This window comes from Dapis hubbardiae BLCC-M172 (assembly GCF_050016015.1).
GTDB lineage: Bacteria > Cyanobacteriota > Cyanobacteriia > Cyanobacteriales > Microcoleaceae > Trichodesmium.
Map to the genome: position 1 here is coordinate 23684 of NZ_JBNHEQ010000195.1, position 19024 is coordinate 42707.

The 19024-nt window shown below is 35.2% G+C and carries 14 protein-coding genes; 8 read left to right on the forward strand and 6 right to left on the reverse strand.

The annotated features are described in order from the left end of the window. Positions 1–501: 501 nt before the first annotated feature. From pgl to ACP6PK_RS17800, 5 genes are all read left to right on the forward strand, one after another. On the forward strand, positions 502–1209 hold the full coding sequence (gene pgl / locus ACP6PK_RS17780) for a 6-phosphogluconolactonase (RefSeq protein WP_426561314.1): 708 nt from the start codon (positions 502–504) through the stop codon (positions 1207–1209). Between the two features lie 255 nt (positions 1210–1464). Beyond that, positions 1465–2280 carry an FHA domain-containing protein gene (locus ACP6PK_RS17785; RefSeq protein ID WP_094673533.1) on the forward strand — a complete coding sequence of 272 codons (816 nt, stop codon included), beginning with the start codon at positions 1465–1467 and terminating at the stop codon, positions 2278–2280. 332 nt (positions 2281–2612) lie between these two features. Beyond that, entirely contained in the window at positions 2613–3056 is a 444-nt protein-coding gene (locus tag ACP6PK_RS17790) for an FHA domain-containing protein (protein ID WP_094673532.1), read from the forward strand. Positions 3057–3288: 232 nt separating this feature from the next. Next, positions 3289–4179, forward strand: coding sequence for a PRC-barrel domain-containing protein (locus ACP6PK_RS17795; RefSeq protein ID WP_426561317.1), 891 nt, complete (start codon positions 3289–3291; stop codon positions 4177–4179). Positions 4180–4749: 570 nt separating this feature from the next. Further along, positions 4750–5172, forward strand: a complete 423-nt coding sequence (locus ACP6PK_RS17800; protein WP_426561319.1) for an FHA domain-containing protein — start codon at positions 4750–4752, stop codon at positions 5170–5172. 482 nt (positions 5173–5654) lie between these two features. On the opposite strand, the gene ACP6PK_RS17805 is transcribed toward ACP6PK_RS17800, so the two are convergent. The 6 genes from ACP6PK_RS17805 to ACP6PK_RS17830 all read right to left on the reverse strand — a co-directional run bounded on the left by ACP6PK_RS17805 (position 5655) and on the right by ACP6PK_RS17830 (position 12192). Next, positions 5655–6905: a DNA cytosine methyltransferase gene (locus tag ACP6PK_RS17805; RefSeq protein ID WP_426561321.1), complete on the reverse strand. Its 1251-nt coding sequence runs from the start codon at positions 6903–6905 to the stop codon at positions 5655–5657. Between the two features lie 602 nt (positions 6906–7507). Then, entirely contained in the window at positions 7508–7864 is a 357-nt protein-coding gene (locus ACP6PK_RS17810) for a hypothetical protein (RefSeq protein WP_426561323.1), read from the reverse strand. 231 nt (positions 7865–8095) lie between these two features. Then, entirely contained in the window at positions 8096–8353 is a 258-nt protein-coding gene (locus ACP6PK_RS17815) for a hypothetical protein (protein ID WP_426561325.1), read from the reverse strand. Between the two features lie 209 nt (positions 8354–8562). Beyond that, entirely contained in the window at positions 8563–10077 is a 1515-nt protein-coding gene (locus tag ACP6PK_RS17820; protein ID WP_426561327.1) for a UDP-N-acetylmuramoyl-L-alanyl-D-glutamate--2,6-diaminopimelate ligase, read from the reverse strand. Positions 10078–10315: 238 nt separating this feature from the next. Then, positions 10316–10591 (reverse strand): glutaredoxin family protein, encoded by a 276-nt coding sequence (locus tag ACP6PK_RS17825; protein ID WP_094677753.1) that lies wholly within the window; start codon positions 10589–10591, stop codon positions 10316–10318. A gap of 866 nt (positions 10592–11457) precedes the next feature. After that, positions 11458–12192: a hypothetical protein gene (locus ACP6PK_RS17830; protein WP_094677751.1), complete on the reverse strand. Its 735-nt coding sequence runs from the start codon at positions 12190–12192 to the stop codon at positions 11458–11460. Positions 12193–14245: 2053 nt separating this feature from the next. Between ACP6PK_RS17830 and ACP6PK_RS17835 the strand changes: the two genes are divergently transcribed. From ACP6PK_RS17835 to ACP6PK_RS17845, 3 genes are all read left to right on the forward strand, one after another. Next, positions 14246–15616 carry a diguanylate cyclase domain-containing protein gene (locus ACP6PK_RS17835; protein ID WP_426561330.1) on the forward strand — a complete coding sequence of 457 codons (1371 nt, stop codon included), beginning with the start codon at positions 14246–14248 and terminating at the stop codon, positions 15614–15616. A gap of 845 nt (positions 15617–16461) precedes the next feature. Further along, positions 16462–17526: an ABC transporter substrate-binding protein gene (locus ACP6PK_RS17840; protein ID WP_426561332.1), complete on the forward strand. Its 1065-nt coding sequence runs from the start codon at positions 16462–16464 to the stop codon at positions 17524–17526. Beyond that, entirely contained in the window at positions 17462–18856 is a 1395-nt protein-coding gene (locus ACP6PK_RS17845) for a GGDEF domain-containing protein (RefSeq protein ID WP_426561334.1), read from the forward strand. Before ACP6PK_RS17840 ends, ACP6PK_RS17845 begins: the two co-directional genes overlap by 65 nt. The last annotated feature ends 168 nt before the right edge of the window (positions 18857–19024 follow it).

A 19024-nucleotide genomic window follows, 5' to 3' on the forward strand; every position in this document is an offset into this window, starting at 1 on the left:
CAACTAGAGAATAAAAAAACTGCTGTGAATTCCCAGATATAGGGCTATGAGAAACTTAGAAGTCAGAAGCTATAATTCAGAAGTAGTCTCTAGTATTCCCTGACTGAGTTTGAGCATTTATAAATTTGCGTAGTGCTATATAACCTTAAGATCCTTCTGAAAATATTTGCTAACTTTACTAAGTAAATATAGTGAGATTGGAATAATTTTTGTTGGTAATATGAAAATTTGATTAAATATTAAGAATTTATTCAGACTTGAGCCAAAGTCAACAAATGTTATTTTTTTTTAAGAATTTGTTGATTGACTGCTTACCACTAAATTTATCTGTCCTGAATTTTTGTAGCTTAAATTTTACCTAGCAAATACTAATATGACTTGAGTGTAATGAGATAAACTGACATCTAAATACAAGTTGCCATAGTATAGCTCCGATACCCAAATTGAGAAATAATCACTATTTTTAATTGGGTGTATACATTAAATCATAACAGAAGTCAAATGAACAAACAGGTTAAATTGTTGCCAAATAAGGAAAAGTTGATCGAAGAAGCTTTGGACATTTGCTTGTCTAAAATTGAAGCAGCGATCGCAGAACGTGGCCAATGTACCATAGCTTTAGCTGGTGGCAATACACCAAGGCCACTTTATGAGTCCATAGCAAATCAAAATTTGCCTTGGGATAAAATTCATGTATTTTGGGGCGATGAACGTTATGTAGCTCCTGACCACCCAGATAGTAATCAAAAAATGGCCAGGCAAGCTTGGCTAGACCAAGTACCCATACCACCCACAAATGTTCATCCTATGGAAACAGGGGCAGGCGATCCAGAAGCAGATGCTGCTGCCCATGATGCTCATTTGCAAGAATTTTTTCAGGTTTCACCAGGGGCATTTCCTAGTTTGGACTTGATTTTACTAGGAATGGGAGGTGATGGTCATACAGCATCCCTGTTTCCTTATACAGATGCCTTAAAAGTAAGCGATCGCCTAATTACCGTAGGCAATAAAGATGGCCAACCACGAATAACTTTCACAGTTCGATTAATTAATCAGGCTCGTTGCGTAATATTTCTAGTTGCTGGTGCAGATAAACAAGAAGCATTAGACCAAGTATTTGCAGAAAAAGCTGATGATATGAATTATCCCAGTCGTCTGATCCAGCCCCAAGGAGAATTACAGTGGTTAGTGACTGGGGTAAATATTTAAACAGTGATTAATCTCAAAAAAATCTAGGAGAAGCAAATTATCAAGTATTGTTGAGGTCAACAACTAAAATATTTGCCTTTATCCAAGAGGTTGGTTGAAAACTCCCACTTTCCTGTACTGTTAACTTTTGACTTTTGAATGCGTGACTTCCCTGAAATGGTATGAGGAATTCCACGTTGTGACTCAAGCACAACGTCGGGAGGATGTTAAAGTTGAGGTACTTTACTTATCTGGCCGATAGCAAGGAGAAGATAAATGATTGTCTGTCCTAATTGCAATCATCAGAATCCTGATGGAGCAAACCAATGTGAAGCTTGCTACACTCCCTTACCAGTAACTACAAATTGTCCTAACTGTGGGGCAATAGTTCAAGCTGATGCTGCTTTTTGTGGTCAATGTGGCTTCGATTTGAAAGTTAGTGCTGGTACAGAGGAAGGTCAAATTTCACCCCAAACAGATCCAGCAGTGATGCCCACTATAGTATCACCTCTGTCTGGTATAGATCCAGGTATGCCTTCGGAAAATATACCTGACCTAGACCCACCAGACCCATTAGTGACACCAGAACCCATAGTATCTGGTAAACTAAACTTAGAAAAATCTAGCAAGCCTAATACTCCGCTTGTTACAGAGGAACCACCACAAACTATTAACGTTGTTACTACCCCTGTTGCTACCCCTGAAGTAAGTTCTCCATCTCCCAGTGGGGGAAAAGCAATTCCGGCAAAGACCCAGTTGCAAAAACAGTCGGCCAAGTTGCTCCATATCAGAACAGATACAGATATTGAATTGCCAGTCAATTTATCTGTGATTCATATAGGTAAACCCAATGATCGAGTACCACCAGATATTGATGTTTCAGGATTTCCTGACTCTGAGGTAGTTTCTCGTACTCATGCTGATATTAGAGTAGAGGGAGATAGTTATTATATTGAAGATACTGGTAGTTCTAATGGTACTTATGTCAACAACACTCCTTTGACAAAAGGAAATAGACATAAGTTAAGACCAGGCGATCGGATATCTTTGGGCAAAGGAGACTTAGTTTCGTTCCTGTTTCAAATTTCTTAGCTCAAGTTTAGATTTCGGGTTAATTAAAATCTTTAGCTTCAGGTTTTCCTATAATTAAGTTCTTCCTGGAGAAATCTGACATATATTAAGGGACTTCAAGAAGTCAGAAATCAGAAGTCTGTTAGTTCCCCATTCCGCAGGAAAGTCAGAAGTTAAAATTAGTCGGAGATTCTTCTCCGCCTTGATGGGCAAAATGTTTTTGGAGGGTTGCTCAAAATAGCCGTTCCAAAAATAACTTCTGACTTCTTAGTTCATATACCTAAGAACCACCATAAAAACTAAATAATCTACAATTATCTCAGGTATTCTACTAAAAATATTAAATAGCAAATGTGATTAGACTAACACTGCTACATCCACTTCAGTCTATGCCAGTCAGAAGTTGGACTTTTGATAATAAATCTGTCATTAAGATTGGGCGTTGCTCAGATAATGATGTGGTTGTTTATAGTTCTGTAGTTTCTCGTTATCATGTTGAATTAAAAGCTAATCATCGAGATTGGGAAATTATTAATTTAGGTAGCAATGGTACATACATTGACGGTAAACCAATCAAGAAAGTTAAGGTAATCAATGGGTTGATAATTAATTTGGCTCTTACTGGACCAAAAATTGCCATATATCTCGACGATCAATCAAAGGGAGTGAATTTTAAACAAAGGCAAAATTCTCCCCAAAAAAATGGTTTAGACAAACCTGAAACTCCTTTATTAAAGGCGATGTTCGATCCCGAATGTGAACAACAAGACTTATTTGAAGATACAAAATCTGAATAGGTTACTTAATGAATGGTATAATTTTTTTAATGGGATTAATTTGATTTTTTTACAACCTTTATTATCTATTATATAAGATTTATCACCCTTGGTGAAATGTATAAATTTTCGATTTTAGGCAATGGGTAATAGGGAAGAGACAGCAAAGATTGTATCTATATTATTTAAAATTTCTTCTTACTTCTTCCTCAATCAATATTTTTCATCAAAACTCTGTGTTAGGAGTAAAATTATGAATAAAATTCCAGAGGTAATCAAACATAGTCAACTGTTAAAGAGATTAGTGCTTGACCGTGAAACAGTTGAAGATCAAGGTTGCATAGAAGAATTATGCCTCGATCCTCAATCTCATCAAGTTATAGGTTTTATCTGTAAATCTGGTTTATTTGGTAAAGAAAAAAAATATTTTGCTTGGCAACAAATTGAGACTATTGGTGCTGATGCTACTCTAGTTAATGGGAAACCACAACCAGATAATTTGGAAAAACACAATAATATTGTCAATATAATTGGTAATGAAGTTTGGACTGATACAGGGGAAAAAGTAGGTTTTATTGTCGAATATATTCTCAATATAAAAACAGGTGCAATAGTTAATTATTTGTTTAAATCTAATGGGTGGCGAGGTGTTTTGGATAGTGTTTATTTACTAGCACCAGAAGCAGTTTCTAGCACTGGAAATAAACGAGTAATAGTAGTAAATAGTGCTGTTGAAAATCCTCAATATTATAGTGGAGGGGTTGCGGAAAAAGTAGTTTTACTTAAGAACTTTTTACAAGCAGATTTAGTCAGAACTAGAGAACATATTGATATAGCACGAGGTGAGGCCAAAAAATTAGCTCTCGGATTTCAACAAAGAGCTAAGGTTGTGAAAAAACAAGCTGAAGAAAAAGCCCAAGTAGTTACAGAACAAGCAAAACAAAAAGTAGAAGATTTTCAAACTAAATCTAGAGAGAAAAAAAATAGGAAAACTCAGACAACTACGGATGAATTTTCTACCAAAATTCAACAAGTAACAACAGTAGCTAAGGAAAAAATTGATGGGGTAAAGTCTCAAGGGATAAAAAATTTTAATTCTTCAAAAGATGAGGGAGAGAAAAATACAAATGATTTATCAATATAGCTATAATTACAGCTATTTTGAGGATGGTAATTTCAGTTATCAGTTATCAGTTATCAGTACCTCTGCAATAAGGAGGCTTGAAATACGGAATATTCTTTTTTTTAATCCTCTTAAAAGAGGAGGCGTAATACCATTTCTCAAAAACTTTTCTATATTTACTTGAGTAGGGGAGTAGGGGAGTAGGTAGGGACGTATCGCTGCGCGACATGTTTTGCTGGCGCATAACTCCGTTAACGGCTGTCGCCGACATGTTTGCGGAGCATTCCGTCAGGAAATGCGGAGCATTCCGGAACGGAAAACGCATTTTTGCCTGTGCAACGTCCGTACAGAGAAGGAAACATAAGAATAATTAACATTAAACTAGCGAAAATCAGCAAAAAAATGATTCTGATTGTACTGAGCGGTTAATAACTGAAGTATCGCCCAAGTATAGCAATAATGCATGGGAATTGGTATAACTACCCAAATTTTTCGGTGAGGTAGAGTTTAATATTAATATCTGTTCCCTATTCCCAGTAATTCCTATTCTCTAAAATATTAAAATTGTCATATATTTAATAATTATTAAAAGTGATTACTTTAGCTTTATTACATCCAACTCAATTAGTTCCTGTTCAACATTGGAGTTGGGGAGAAAAATCATTAATTCGTATAGGTAGAGCAAGTGATAATGATGTTATAATTTACAGTGCTATAGTTTCTCGTTATCATGCAGAAATTTGGGAAGATAAGTCTAGTTGGATTATCATCAATTTTGGTGTTAATGGTACTTATATAGATGATGAACCAATTATTCAAGTATCACTGGCAAATGAGATGATTATTAGATTGGGTAGTTCTGGACCTAAAATCAAAGTTTGGACTCAAGAATTAGCTTCTGAATGTGCGGATAAAAAAAATGAGTTATCTCAAAAAGAAAGATTTTTAACTAATAAAAATATGTCTGAAAATTCCTTGGAAAATGAGTATATTACACAAATAGATTTTGATTAATATCTGGCTGTGTATGAGAAGTTTAAATTCAACAATTAATAATTAACAATTAATTATTAATAAGCACCTATTCTGTAATAGAAGGATTGGCTAAAAGGAACTTTTTTTATTTTTTTCCATAAATGGAGAGGCTTTATACCCCTGAATTTTTTAGTAAATTCTAATAGATAGCAAACAGCAATGGCAAAAAAAAATTCCTAGTTTAAGATTCATTATCAGTCTATTTTGTAAACAGCTCTTTACTTATCTAGAAATAAAGATTATATTCTAGCTGTCATAGTTGTTTTTTGATTAGCTATAGTAATCCTAAATAGGTCGTGATAAATTAAAAAGTAGATAAAAAACTTGAAACTCCAGCCAGTTAAGAGTTCCCTGTTCCCTCCATACCTAAAAAGCAGTAAGATTTTTGCCACGAATATGCGGAGGATTGCTATAGTATAGTGATAAACCAAAGAATTAATATTCAATTAATTATTTAATTTTTATTTTCTCATTCTTGGTGCAATAGTATGTCGATCGACACCATATAGATCGGCAGCTATAGACATATTGAGAGCTAAATTTTCTAATTTTTCTAACTTATATTTTTTCCTTCTAGGTTTAAGTGGTTGAATATTTAAAGCATGAATAATTTCTTCAGCAACTGCTTTTGCTAATAGTGGTGGAACTGAATTACCAACCTGTCTAAAACCATGCCATTTTGTTACATGAAATCTAAACCAATCAGGATATGAATGTAGTCTTGCTGCTTCTCTAACTGTGATACACCTAGGTGTAAATGGATGTATTGGTCTAGGAGAAGTATAGGCACCTCTACTACTTGGGGTTCCTGCTCTGAGAGTATTACAAATACCCTCAGGATTTAGTTTATAAAAGTGACTTACTGATTCAATTTTTCCTGGTTCTGTAGCACTAAATCTTGCTATTGATTTTTCTGTATGTTTTGTGCGTAAACTAGAAGTTAATATTGTCCAGTCGTATGCACGTTTATAAGAATAATTATTATTTAAACGTCTCAAACTACGCAGTTTTCCAGCATATTTACTGGGTTTACGATAATCATTTTCTGCTTTTACCCAATCTATTTCTAGTAATTCTGGATAATTTTCTACTTCTGGTAAATCTCCTATTGCATCCCAGACAGTTATATAGTTTTCTAATTTTTTATCTATTTTAATTTGAGGATAATTTGGTAGTGTTAAACCATTTTGACATCCGAGCAAAAATAATCTTTCTCGATGCTGTGGAACACCATAATTAACAGCATTTAAAACTTGGTAAGGTTGCTGTACTTGATAACCATTTTTATAGAATTTATCAATGACTTCCTCAAGAAAAAATTTGTGTTTTCCTATAGCTAAACCTTTGACGTTTTCTATGACAAAATATTTTGGTTTTAATTCCAAAACTAGCCGTAAAAAATGAGAGATAAGTTCATTGCGCGGATCGTCTAAAGCACGTTTTCCAATCTGAGAAAATCCTTGACATGGAGGACCGCCAAAAATTACATCAATTTCTCTATTTGGAATATTTAATTTCTCTCTAATTTCATCCCCTGTCAGTTCAACAACATTACGACATAATATAGACCAAAAGGGAAAATTAAACTTATGAGTAGCGCAGTGGATAGGGTCTAATTCTACAGAAACAGGTATATCAAATCCTGCTTGTTCAAAGCCAAGGGTCATACCTCCTGCACCAGCAAATAAATCGATACCAATTGGTCGTTGCATAGAAAATTTCAAGATTAACTATTAATCTTAATTAAATTTAACTTTTGCTATTATATCAACTCTATTTCAGCAGTTACCAAAACTCATATAACAAAATTAAATCTGAAATAATTCCATGAAATTACTGTGTTATCGAAGTTTATAGTCTAGAAAATCTTACTTTCGACTTTTGAATTTTGACTTTTAACTTTTAATTTTTATAAAACAGGATTAAATACCCTAAGAATTTAGCCATCAGCTATTAACTTAGTTGAAAAATCAAGCCAAAATTAAAAGTTGCTCTAAAAAGCATATTACCTAATATTTCTTATTAATTATACCAATTCCTAAAAGTAACGCTATAGTTGGGGAAAACTTCAGTTATTAAGTAATTAACACAGGTCGAGTAAATGTTTTACTAATTTGAGCCATGAAGACTGTCAATTATTCTTATTTTTACTTCTCCCGTACGGACTTTGCATGCGAACGTCCCTACACTCCCCTACTCTGAAATAGATAAAGTTTTTGAGAAATGGTATTACTTGGTATAGGATGATTAATAAAGAAAAGCTATTTGCGTAGCATTCCGCAGGAAAAAGTGAAGGGTAATACCTGAATGCTTACTAAATACCTATTTTATACTCTCTAAAATTTTCGTTGGGATTTCCATATATTCTCAAAACCGCTATGGGTTGATTATTTTCGTCTTTCACAACATAATACCATCGAAATTTTGTCTCGTCGTTAATTACTTTTAATAATTCTGGCTTTCCTTGAAAGGCTGCTTGAATTGCTTTTTCGTATTCTTTAGCCACAAATAAACGTTCTAATTTTCTTTTTTCTTTTTTAGCATAAATTCTATTTGATGAATATTGCCAAATCACTGTACTATCTTTTCGATCTGGCAGATATAAAATCATACTATTTACAAAGGATAGTTTTTGCACATTTTTAATTAAATCATTCATTGTTTCTGGCACATTTTTTTGAGGAGAAGCACTTATTTGACTAATTTGTTGTACAAATTTATTTTGTAAATTTTGTATTTGTTCGGCAGTGATTCTTTTAAAGACTTTAGTACGGTGAACTGTAATGCGATAATTGACAAAAGAGAGACTACCAATAATCGCTGAAAAAATAGCAAATATGCCGACAATATAAAGTAAATAAGTAGATTTTGGAGCTTCTGATTTAGGGGTTAAATTTCCTCCTTATTGACTCCGTTGAAGTGAGCTAATAGCAGTCACTATTTCTTGAATACCTAACACTAATGTTATAGCGACACCAAACATACTTAGAGCGACACTGGCAAAAAATATTCCCTGTAAAACATTTTCAACTTGATAACTAAATATATCCCAATTTAGTATATCATCAAAAATTCCTAATACTACTAAAGTCGCACCTAATATTAAGAGAAAAATTGTAATGACGACTGTTAGGGATAATAGTTTTACTTTCTTCAGCATGGTTAATTCTATTAACTTATACCAATTAGATCGGAGATTATTACAGTAAAAATTAAAAAGAGAGGCAATGGGAAAAAATAATATTTTAATTTTTCCTTATTCCCTCTCTCTAAATATTTCATAATTTTAGGTTACTGGCTGTGAAAACAGCTTTTTGTTGTTAATTTGGAAGCTAATAGCTGAAAGCTTACCTTGAAAATGGTAAAATTTTAACTTTTCACTTTTGAGTTTTGACTTAAACCATACTTATTTATCAGAGCATCTCTCGCTTGCTCTCGATCATCAAAATGAATTTTTTCCGTCCCCAGAATTTGATAATCTTCGTGACCTTTTCCAGCTATTAATACCCCATCTCCAGGTTGAGCTTCCTTAATAGCACCATGAATAGCTTCAGAGCGATCGCCTATTACTAAAGGCTTAACTTCTGGAGATATTCCCTCTACAATATCCTCTAAAATTTTTTCCGGGTCTTCAGTGCGGGGGTTATCAGAAGTCACCACAACTAAATCTGATAACTCAGCAGCAATTTTCCCCATTTTTGGTCGCTTAGTCCGGTCGCGATCGCCTCCACAACCAAACACACAAATCATCCGACCAGGAATAAAAGGTCGTGCTGCTTTTAACAAATTCTCTAAACTATCAGGAGTATGAGCATAATCAACTATTACACTTACATCTTGCTCTTCTGTCACTTGTACCTTTTCCATCCGACCAGGTACTCCCGGAAATTCTGATAACTGAGCAACCACCATTGGCAAATCTAAACCCAAATGCAAAGTTGCTCCCACCGCAGCTAACATATTAGATAAATTGTACTGTCCTACCAATGGCAAACTAAAAGGAATCTCCCCCTGGGGAGTATGCAAAATTCCCTTAACTCCCGTGGGTTGATATTCTAAATCTGATGCCCATAAATCAGCAGAAGTGTCACTCGTGCTATAACTCCAAACCCTTTCCGACTCTAGTCTGGCAATTAACTTTTTGCCATAGGGGTCATCAGCATTAACTATCGCGCGACCCTTAAGATAATCGGAACTAAACAGCAACGCTTTCGCCTCAAAGTAATCATCCATATCTTTGTGATAGTCGAGATGATCTTGCGTCAAATTAGTAAATACCGCCACCTCATAAGTACAACCCCAAACTCGCTTTTGATGCAAAGAGTGAGAACTAACTTCCATCACTCCATATTTACTACCTGCTGCTACTGCTTGCGCCAATTGATTTTGCAATTCCACTGGGAAAGGTGTGGTGTAAGCTGCAGTTTCTGCAAATCCTGGCCAACGCGCATAAAGAGTACCAAATAAAGCAGTCGGTAGTTGAGCATTATTCAGGAGAAATTCGACTAAATGGGTAGTGGTGGTTTTGCCGTTGGTGCCAGTGATACCTACCATTTTCATTTTTTGTCCGGGATAGTCATAGAAAGCAGCAGCAATTTCTGGGCAAATTTGACTCATATCAGCAACTGGGATAACACACTCATTTTTTGCCGGATGTTTTGTTGCTGCGGAATGAGAAACTATAGCTCCCACAGCACCATTAGCGATCGCGCTTGACCAGAAGTCTCCCCCATCAACGCGGGTGCCAGGAATTCCTAAAAATAAATCCCCTGGTTTACAAGCATGAGAATTTGTGGCTAAACCTTTAATTTCTGTTTCTAAAGCTTGGTGATTATTGGTAAGTGAAATACTTGGAACTTTTGCTAATAATTCTTTTAATTTCATATTAGGAACTCCGATAATTTTTTAAAGTTTTTTTATCTAGAATTTTTACTTTATTTAGGTTTAATAGAATCTATCAAATATTTGCTAAACCAAATTTTTTTATGGGCGTTTTTTTTCCTCTGGTTATTAATGGCAGATCAAGAAATCTTGTTCTTTAACCCGCCACTTGAACTTTTGATTTATGCAAGAAATTAGGCTGAACAACTATAAGGATTTTTTTGTCTTCTATAACAAAAATTTACAGATATTTTTGTAACATTTGCTGCAATTTTCTCACTGGCATTCGAGGAGAGGGCCGTGGTATCAGCTTTTCGGTTGTTGTATCTGTCTCAAATACACAGAGTACAGGCACTTCATATTGATAAGCTTGGAACCAGTCATCACGGGTGGTAATGTCTCTAACCTCTAGGTTAAATTTACAGGGGTTTTCGGGGTCTTTCAGTATTTCTTCGAGTTTTTCTTGGAGTCCTTCGCAAAGGTGGCAGCCTGGTTTACTGTATAAGATCAGGTTCATAATTGAGATTAAATTCTGGAAAATCTGTTAGTTTAATTATTGTATGATGTGAACTACCTAATACCAAGTGTGATAAATGTTTATTATAAATGGTAGAAGCAAGGAAGAAGGAATAAATATTTAAGAAAAGAGGGAAAATAATAGATATAGCTGGCTAGAATGAATTTCAGCAGCTATTTTTAACTATCTCCCATTGAGATGCACTTTTTGTAGCATTCTTTTTTCATACATGGTATAACACCAATGCTCTTGCTATGGCGTAGGCTTCTATTTTCACAGGGAATTGCATCTAATAAGACTGAAGTTTTACCAGACGACTTATCAATGAATAAGACTTTAAATAAATCAATCCGGTTTAAAGCCTCTCCGTTTCAATGGATAATTAATAATTAGGGCTTGCTGATTAAATCTTAAAGCATTTACAGATAAAGGTTTTAGCCTATTTAGGTCTGGAAAAAGTACCTAGTTTTCAGCTCTTTATACTCAAAAAGTTAGCATTTTGGGTAAGAGTTGAGCAAAAAAATTACTCCCCTACTCCCCCGCTCCCCTACTCCTTAAAAAAGACTTTTTCAGCAAACCCTAATTAGAGAGAGTTTTTATGATCCACTCTCCATTATTCATTATCCATTATCAATGAATGAAATTTCCTCAAAGTAGTATTATTCCTTAAACTGCTAAAAGTTTATACCCAATCAACTTGAAAACTGCTTTCATTAATTGATAATTGATAATGGATAATTGATAATTACCTCTGGTTAAAACCGAGAGGATTGAAGATCAGGAAATATCATTTCTTTTTTTTCCCTTAAAAGGGGAGGCTTTAAACCAGAATTATTTAATTATTAATAATTAATAATTGGGTAATTCTAATTGAATTTTGGACAAAAAAGCTGCAAAATATTACTACGAAAATTCTCCAATTCGGTCGAGGGATTTTTAACTGTAAATGCTTCCGATAAAGCATCAGAAAATAAATTACGTTCAGCCAAAAATTTAACTTTAGCTAAAGCAATAGTTTCTGGTGTAGCTTTTGCTTGTTTTAAACCAGTCTCAAGTTTTTCTAACTCTTGAGTAATCACCTCACGTTGTGGAACATCCATAACTCTAAAAGTCTCTCTTCTGAAATCAGACCAAGAATACTCAGAATAAGGTGAATCAAATACTCTCCAATAATAAGTATTACCAGGTTTTAATGATTCCCCATTGTAAATAATTATTTGCTGATTATCTTGAATTTTTTCAGCCCACAAAACCTGCTCACTATTAGCTGGACGAATTGATATTTGTTCCAATTTTCCTTGCCAAATAAATGTCGGACGAGTATTCCAAATTAATATCGGAGGAGTATCCGAAATTTTCCCCTCGACTTCTATTAAACCAGGAGAAACCAAACACAAACTACCACCTCGAGTAGTACCATCTTTGGGGATTACTGGGGGGTCTTCTGAATCGTGAGAAAATGAATCTTTAAAAACTTTTTTCCACTGATCATTAGTATGATTTTTTTCGGGAATATTTTGTGCTTTAATTACGGATGAAGCTCCCAAAAATGCTATTGTTAGTGAGAGGCAAAATAGCAGTAAATTTAGTTTTTTATTCATAAAAATCCTCTTGTTAATATTTTGGAAAATTTTGAGAGTAGTCAGATAAGGAAGAAAATTGTGGTAATGGAAATGATGCTTTACTGCAAATAAATATCATCATAAAAATTCAGTAAGTGGGAAAGTGTCTGTGTGTCTTGAGTGGGTCTTAATAACGTTTCACAGAAGTTATAAAGTCAGTAGGGGGTGATTTCCTACGGGATGCTCCGCAAATGCTCTTCGCCCCTAATACCATTTCTCAAAAACTTTATCTATTTGAGAGTAGGGGAGTACGGGAGTAGGTAAGGACGTTGCATAAGGGCGTCCGTACCGGAGAAGCAAACATAAAAATAATTAACATAATTACTAGCGAAAATCAGCAAAAAAATAATTCTGATTGTATCGATAAGTTAATAACTGAAGTATCGCCCAAGTATAGCAAGACTTTTGGGAATTGGTATAAGACTCCTGTAGTGGCAAATGGCCATTAGCTACGCACAACTTTCCTATCGGAATGCTCCGCTTTCCATGTCGGCTCAAGCGCCGAAACGTTTTACATGTTCCGTAGGAAAACGCCCCTACCACTAAAATCTTACAACTTAAATATGATTGCTATATTACGTCAATAAATAGGATTTAGAAATAGAAATTCCAAGTATAAGAAAGTTTTTGATAATTAGTATAACCCCTTTATTATAGCACTTTTAAAATCGATAAACTACAGTATTTCAAGCAAACTCAAAGCATTTTTCGACTCCCGAATACCAAGATTTTGTGTTTTACTAATCATAAAAAGCGCTGTCTATCAAGTCTGTTGGTATCGTTTGTGTAAACCTAGGGAAAATATCTGCTCAATAATAGTTTTTCCTTCTTTGTTACTTCTTACTTCCTTACCGAAACTTTGTAATACCAAATTCAAACAAGGCAGTTACATCTTAATTTGTGATTTATTACTACAATAAAAAATTGTAAATCCCATAAATTGTAAAAATAAAACCTTTTTTACTCTTTTTTATTATGTTTTTTTCCCTGTCCCCTATTCCCTGTTCCCTGTTCCCTATGTTGTGACTGTAGCAATATTTTATGAAATTGGTATATAGCGTTTCTCAAGCTTATGAGGTACACAAGCTCTTTAATTTCTTTTCTATTCCTGATTCCTCATTCCCTATTCCCTGTTCCCTCCATACCTGTTCCCTGTTCCCTATTCCCTATTCCCTGTTCCCTAAAACAAACGAATTTTGTACCTCACGCTTCTTGGGAATTGCTATAATACTGATGCTACTGAACATGATTTCACTCGTAAAAATTTTACCGAAATAATTAATAATTAAACAATTAAATAATTAGATAATTGACGCCTTGAAGCCTCCCCTTTCAAAGGGAAAAAGCGGTCGATAGATGGCGAGGTTTCCCGCTCTTGCAGAGCCGCTTCGCTAACGCCATATCTAATCGACCAAGAGAAATAAATATTTTCCCCCTTTGTGTCAATCCTCTCCCTAAAAGGGAGAGGTAATTATCAATTATCAATTATCCATTATCAATTATCCATTATCCATTAATAAACCGATCGCTACATATCAAACAAACCAGATGTCATACTGTTTAGACTTTAGGCTTAACTCAAGCTGCAATATTATCATTTAAACCTTTGTAAAGTCATTCTGTGGAATGTCTCTACTTTGAATTGAGTATAATTATCTAGAATTAATACTATAGTCAACAAAAAAATAGTAAAGACAGAACAAATTATCTAAAAAATAGAACAAAAAATGGAAAGACAGAACAAATTATCTAAAAAATGGAACAGAAAAATGGGATACTTTTTATAAAGTAGTTGTAAAATCAAGAGTTATTTTTGATCAATACTATTCTTGGTCAATATTCGACATAAAATTAAGAGAGTGTTTATAATCATTAACTTACATAAAAAATACCAAATAACTAAATCAGAACTTACGGAGGTGAACCCATAAACCCGGTTTATCGTAGACTTATATTACTCAAAACAACGATTTACCGTAGAAACCGGGTTTATTTGCGTAAGTCCTATAAATATAATAATTAGGTAAAGATAATGGAATCAGAGATAATAACAAATAATATATTAATTGTTGACGATCAAATTCCTAACTTACGAGTTTTAACATCTATGTTAAAGGAAAAAAATTATCAAGTTAGAAAAGCTACCGATGGTGAAACTGCAATTGAAGCAGTGGAAATAGAACCCCCTGATTTAATTATATTAGATATAAAAATGCCAGGTATGGATGGCTATGAAGTTTGTAAATCCTTAAAATCAAACGATGCAACTAAACATATTCCGATTATTTTTATTAGTGCTTTAAGTGAAGTATTTGATAAAGTAAAAGCCTTTGAAGTAGGAGGAAATGACTATATTACAAAGCCATTTCAGGAAGAAGAAGTATTAGCAAGAATCAAAAGTCAGTTAACGATTAAACAACAACAAAATCTCTTAGAAAAAGAAAAAGAAAAGCTCAAACAAGAAATTGGAAAAAGAAAAGAAATAGAAGCAAGTTTATATCAATCTAGAGCATTGATTTCTAGTATTGTAAATAATTCCCTTGATGGGATTGCTGCCTTGGAAGCAGTCAGAAACCATAGAACAGGAAATATAGATGATTTTCGTTGCCTAATTGTTAATCCTATTATGGCTCAAATTTTTAATCAACAACTAGAAGATGTAAGTGGTAAGTTGGTTTTCAAAAGATTGATCAACAAAGTTGAGCCTAATTTATTTGGTGATTTTGTTGGAGTTGTGGAAACAGGAATATCCTGGGAAAAGGATTTTAGTTATGACTACAAGGGAGAGAAAAGATGGTATTCTTGTATAGCAGTTAAGTTGGCTGATGGTTTTAGTGTTACAGTTAGAGATATTACTGAAAGAAAAAAACAGGAATTAGAATTAAATAATTTCGCTAGTATAGACGGTTTAACAGGTATTAGTAACCGCCGTATTTTTGATCGAACTTTAGCGAAAGAATGGCAAACTTGTCAAAGAGAAAAACAACCTTTCGCCTTAATTATTATGGATCTTGACTGCTTCAAAAAATATAATGATTACTATGGTCATCAAAAGGGTGATAATTGTTTAATTCGTGTTGCACAGGCAACTTCTAAAGTTCTCAAACGCCCCAGGGATATTGTTGCTCGTTATGGAGGTGAAGAATTTGCTATCATTTTGCCCAATACAGATCGGGAAGGAGCGATCGCTACTGCTGATATGATTCAACAAGAGATTAAGGAGCTAGGAATTCCCCATGATCGCTCAGAGGTAAGTCCTCTTGTTTCTGTTAGTCTAGGAATTTCCTGTGTGATTCCTACTTCAGAAAGTTCACCGAAGACTCTGGTTGATATGGCCGATCGAGCGATGTATACGGCAAAACAGCAGGGGCGAAATCAGGCGATCGCTTATACTTCTGACTGAAGGTTGTAAGCAATTATACTTGATAAGTAGAGTTTGCTGAAAAACTATAATACCATTTCTCAAAAACTTTATCTATTTCAGAGTAGGGGAGTGTAGGGACGTTTTGCTGCGCAACATGGAAAGCGGAGCATTCCGGAACGGAAAACGCATTTTTGCCTGTGCAACGTCTGTACGGGAGAAGTAAAAATAATGATAATTAATATTAAATTGCCTTAAATCAGAAAAAATATGATTCTACCAAGATAATTACTGAATAACTGAAGTATTAATCAAGTATAGCATTACTTTTGGTAATTGGTAGTAAGTGGTGGGAGTAGGAGTCAGGAGGTAGGGACGTATCGCTGCGCGACATGGAAAGCGGAGCATTCCGGAACGGAAAACGCATTTTTGCCTGTGCAACGTCCGTACAGAGTCAGGAGGAATGGCGAATTTAGAGGAAGTCGTCGGAAGAATTATAAGAGTGATTTTTCTGCATTATGCACCCTAAAATCCTAGCTTTTTAAGCTTTTTAGACCGAAAACCTTGCACTTTTTCCAGACATAAAAATCCTAAAACCTTCATTTGTCAATACTTTGAGATTTATTCAGCAAGCCCTAAGTAGAGCCAAAATAATTTGGCCTACCTACTTAAGAGCAGCACCAAATATACAATTAATTTGGCTTGACTACTTATATAGCAGTCGAAGCAAAGGTTAGGACATTTATAAATTCTGAAACCCTTTGATAGTCTCCTGTTCCCTGTTCCCTGTTCCCTATTCCCTATTCCCTAGCGCTATACTTTTTTACAAAGATCAAGATTTTGTTAAAATACTATAATTTCTGATTAACTCTTTGTGCACTCTATCTATGGGACAAAAATACGCAAAATTATTTGTCAGTCTGTTTATTAGTGGCTTAGTCATTGTCTTGTTCCTAAGTTGTGCTTCTAACTTGACCTTCCGAAAGTTGGAAAGAACAGATCCCTCTGACAAAACAGTTGTTGTAGTTGCCGAAGACCTGCGTAATGGTGGGATAATTGGTGTGGTGGTTGGTATTCAAGAAGCTTGCCAAGCTTTGAATTGGGATGTAAAAATTTTTGACATCAGCAGTTCAGCTACTCTGCGTCATCAGTATCTAGTGGAAGCATTAGCTCTCAAACCAGATGGGCTGATTTTAGTCGGAGGAGATATTGTCTCGATGTCTACATATTCTTATCTGAAAAAATTTGAGCAGCAGCAAATTCCTATTGTGGGTTGGCACGTCGCACCTTACCCAGGGTCAGTACCTAATACCCCTGTCCAAGTCAATGTTACTACCGATTCCCGTAAAGTAGCCTTAGCAGCAGCAGGATTAGTTCAGCCAGAGGAAGGACAAACCGCTGGAGTGGTTGTCTTCACAGATCGCCGGATCAATATTGCTCTGGAAAAAGCGAATCAGATGGTTAAAGCACTCGAAAGTTGCGATCGCTGCACAGTGCTATCTGTTGAAGATATTCCCCTGGATCAAACAGCATCTTTAGTCCCCCCAGCCATTCGTCGTTTACAGAAACGCTATGGCAATAGATGGACTCATTCCCTAGCCATTAATGACTTATATTTCGATCATGCAATTAACGAACTGGTATCCAGCGATCTACCCACCCCCCTCAATATTTCTGCTGGGGACGGTAGTATATCAGCACTATTACGCATGAAACATAAGAGTTATCAATATGCTTCTGTCGCTGAACCACTCTTAATGCATGGCTGGCAGTTGGTTGATGAAATTCACCGTAATTTGATGGGCGTCCCCCCTAGCGGATATGTGAATCAACCTTATGTAGTGACTCAGAAAAATGCTGCCAGCGTGGTAAATTCTAGAGGTTTTTTTGAACCAGATCGCCCTTATCGCCAACTCTATCAAGAAAGATGGAGAGAAAACCAAGATGGCTGAGATGAAGGAAAACAAATTGAAATTTATAAACACCATCAAATTTAGAATGTTACTGGTGTTTGCCATTACTATCGGGGTACTACTGTTGATAACTACTTCTTCCGTCATAGTCATGCAGGTGATTAAACAGACGGTCAATCAATTTATAGAACAAGATTTACCTAGGGTAGAGCAAACAAGAAAGCTTAACCATATAATCGAAAAAATTGCATTGGATGCTCCGAGACTAGCTGAGGCTAAAACAAAATCTTCCCTAAATAGGACTTATAAACATATTGATTCGCTACTGATGGAACTTGAAGATACAGGGAATAAGCTATCTCAGAATAGAGTCAACCCAAATATTGTAGAAATGTTGCTCTTAGGCCAGCAAATTCGCTCTCAAACCCAACTAGGTTTTCAGCTCATGGCAGCTTCTCTAGATTTAGAGCAAGAAAGACTACTCCTGAAAAATCAATTGTTAGAGACCAGTGTAGAGGTATTGTCAGAACTGCAAATCACTGTTAACCAACTGATGGAATTTTCTAACCAATACACCCAAGGAATTATTGATGATTTTGAGGAGGAAAAAAACACTGTTTTTCAGATGGAGCAGTGGGCGATAATATTCATTATCGTTATTAGTCTAATAGTAATTGCGATTGTTGTAGTAATGCAATGGCATATTGTTGAGGGTGGTTTTTCCCAACGGTTGGAGATAATCAGTCAATCTCTGGCTCGTGTACCCAAAACATTTGAGGAAACTGAGATACCTGTTATTGGTAATGATGAAATTGCCCTCATGGCTCGACGGTTAGAAAAGCTTCTAGAAAAAGCCTTGCAAATTCAATTAATGGCAACCACCGATGATTTAACGCAGGTGGCAAACCGTCGCTATTTCTTTCAACAGGTTGACATCGAAATCAAGCGAGCGAAGCGTTCTGGTCGCGAAGCTACCGTGTTAGTGCTAGACATTGACTTCTTTAAAAGTATTAACGACACTTATGGTCACGACGTTGGCGATATGGTGTTGAAGACCGTCGCCAATACCTGTAAGAATTGCGTGCGAATTACTGATATTTTAGCCAGAATGGGAGGGGAAGAATTTGCGATTTTTTCTCCAGAAACTACCCTTGAGGATGGTCAAATCTTGGCGGAACGCATTCGGCGGACGATTGAAATGTTGGAAATCGATCTTTTGGACGGCACAAGAGTCCAAGTTAGCATTAGTGTGGGAGTTGCCAAGCTCTCTTGTTTATGTCTGGATATCAATCAAGCTTTGAAAAAAGCTGATAGCGCTCTGTATAGGGCTAAGAAAGAGGGACGTAATCAGGTAGTAGTTAGTTTTTGATTTATACCAAGGGCGATAATGGATAATGGATAATTGATAATTGATAATGGATAATTGATAATTAATAATTAATAATTGATAATTGATAATTACCTCAAGAAAAACCTTATATAAGGAAATCTCCTAGCACTTTTTTTCCCTATGGAGGAAGGCTAATAAAGCTGAATT

What these genes read in the sequence shown, in the direction of transcription:
- ACP6PK_RS17815 (WP_426561325.1), bottom strand. Translation starts at nt 8,353, where the DNA reads ATGCTGAAGAAAGTAAAACTATTATCCCTAACAGTCGTCATTACAATT.
- ACP6PK_RS17795 (WP_426561317.1), top strand. Translation starts at nt 3,289, where the DNA reads ATGAATAAAATTCCAGAGGTAATCAAACATAGTCAACTGTTAAAGAGA.
- ACP6PK_RS17835 (WP_426561330.1), top strand. Translation starts at nt 14,246, where the DNA reads ATGGAATCAGAGATAATAACAAATAATATATTAATTGTTGACGATCAA.
- ACP6PK_RS17840 (WP_426561332.1), top strand. Translation starts at nt 16,462, where the DNA reads ATGGGACAAAAATACGCAAAATTATTTGTCAGTCTGTTTATTAGTGGC.
- ACP6PK_RS17785 (WP_094673533.1), top strand. Translation starts at nt 1,465, where the DNA reads ATGATTGTCTGTCCTAATTGCAATCATCAGAATCCTGATGGAGCAAAC.
- ACP6PK_RS17820 (WP_426561327.1), bottom strand. Translation starts at nt 10,077, where the DNA reads ATGAAATTAAAAGAATTATTAGCAAAAGTTCCAAGTATTTCACTTACC.
- ACP6PK_RS17825 (WP_094677753.1), bottom strand. Translation starts at nt 10,591, where the DNA reads ATGAACCTGATCTTATACAGTAAACCAGGCTGCCACCTTTGCGAAGGA.
- pgl (WP_426561314.1), top strand. Translation starts at nt 502, where the DNA reads ATGAACAAACAGGTTAAATTGTTGCCAAATAAGGAAAAGTTGATCGAA.
- ACP6PK_RS17830 (WP_094677751.1), bottom strand. Translation starts at nt 12,192, where the DNA reads ATGAATAAAAAACTAAATTTACTGCTATTTTGCCTCTCACTAACAATA.
- ACP6PK_RS17805 (WP_426561321.1), bottom strand. Translation starts at nt 6,905, where the DNA reads ATGCAACGACCAATTGGTATCGATTTATTTGCTGGTGCAGGAGGTATG.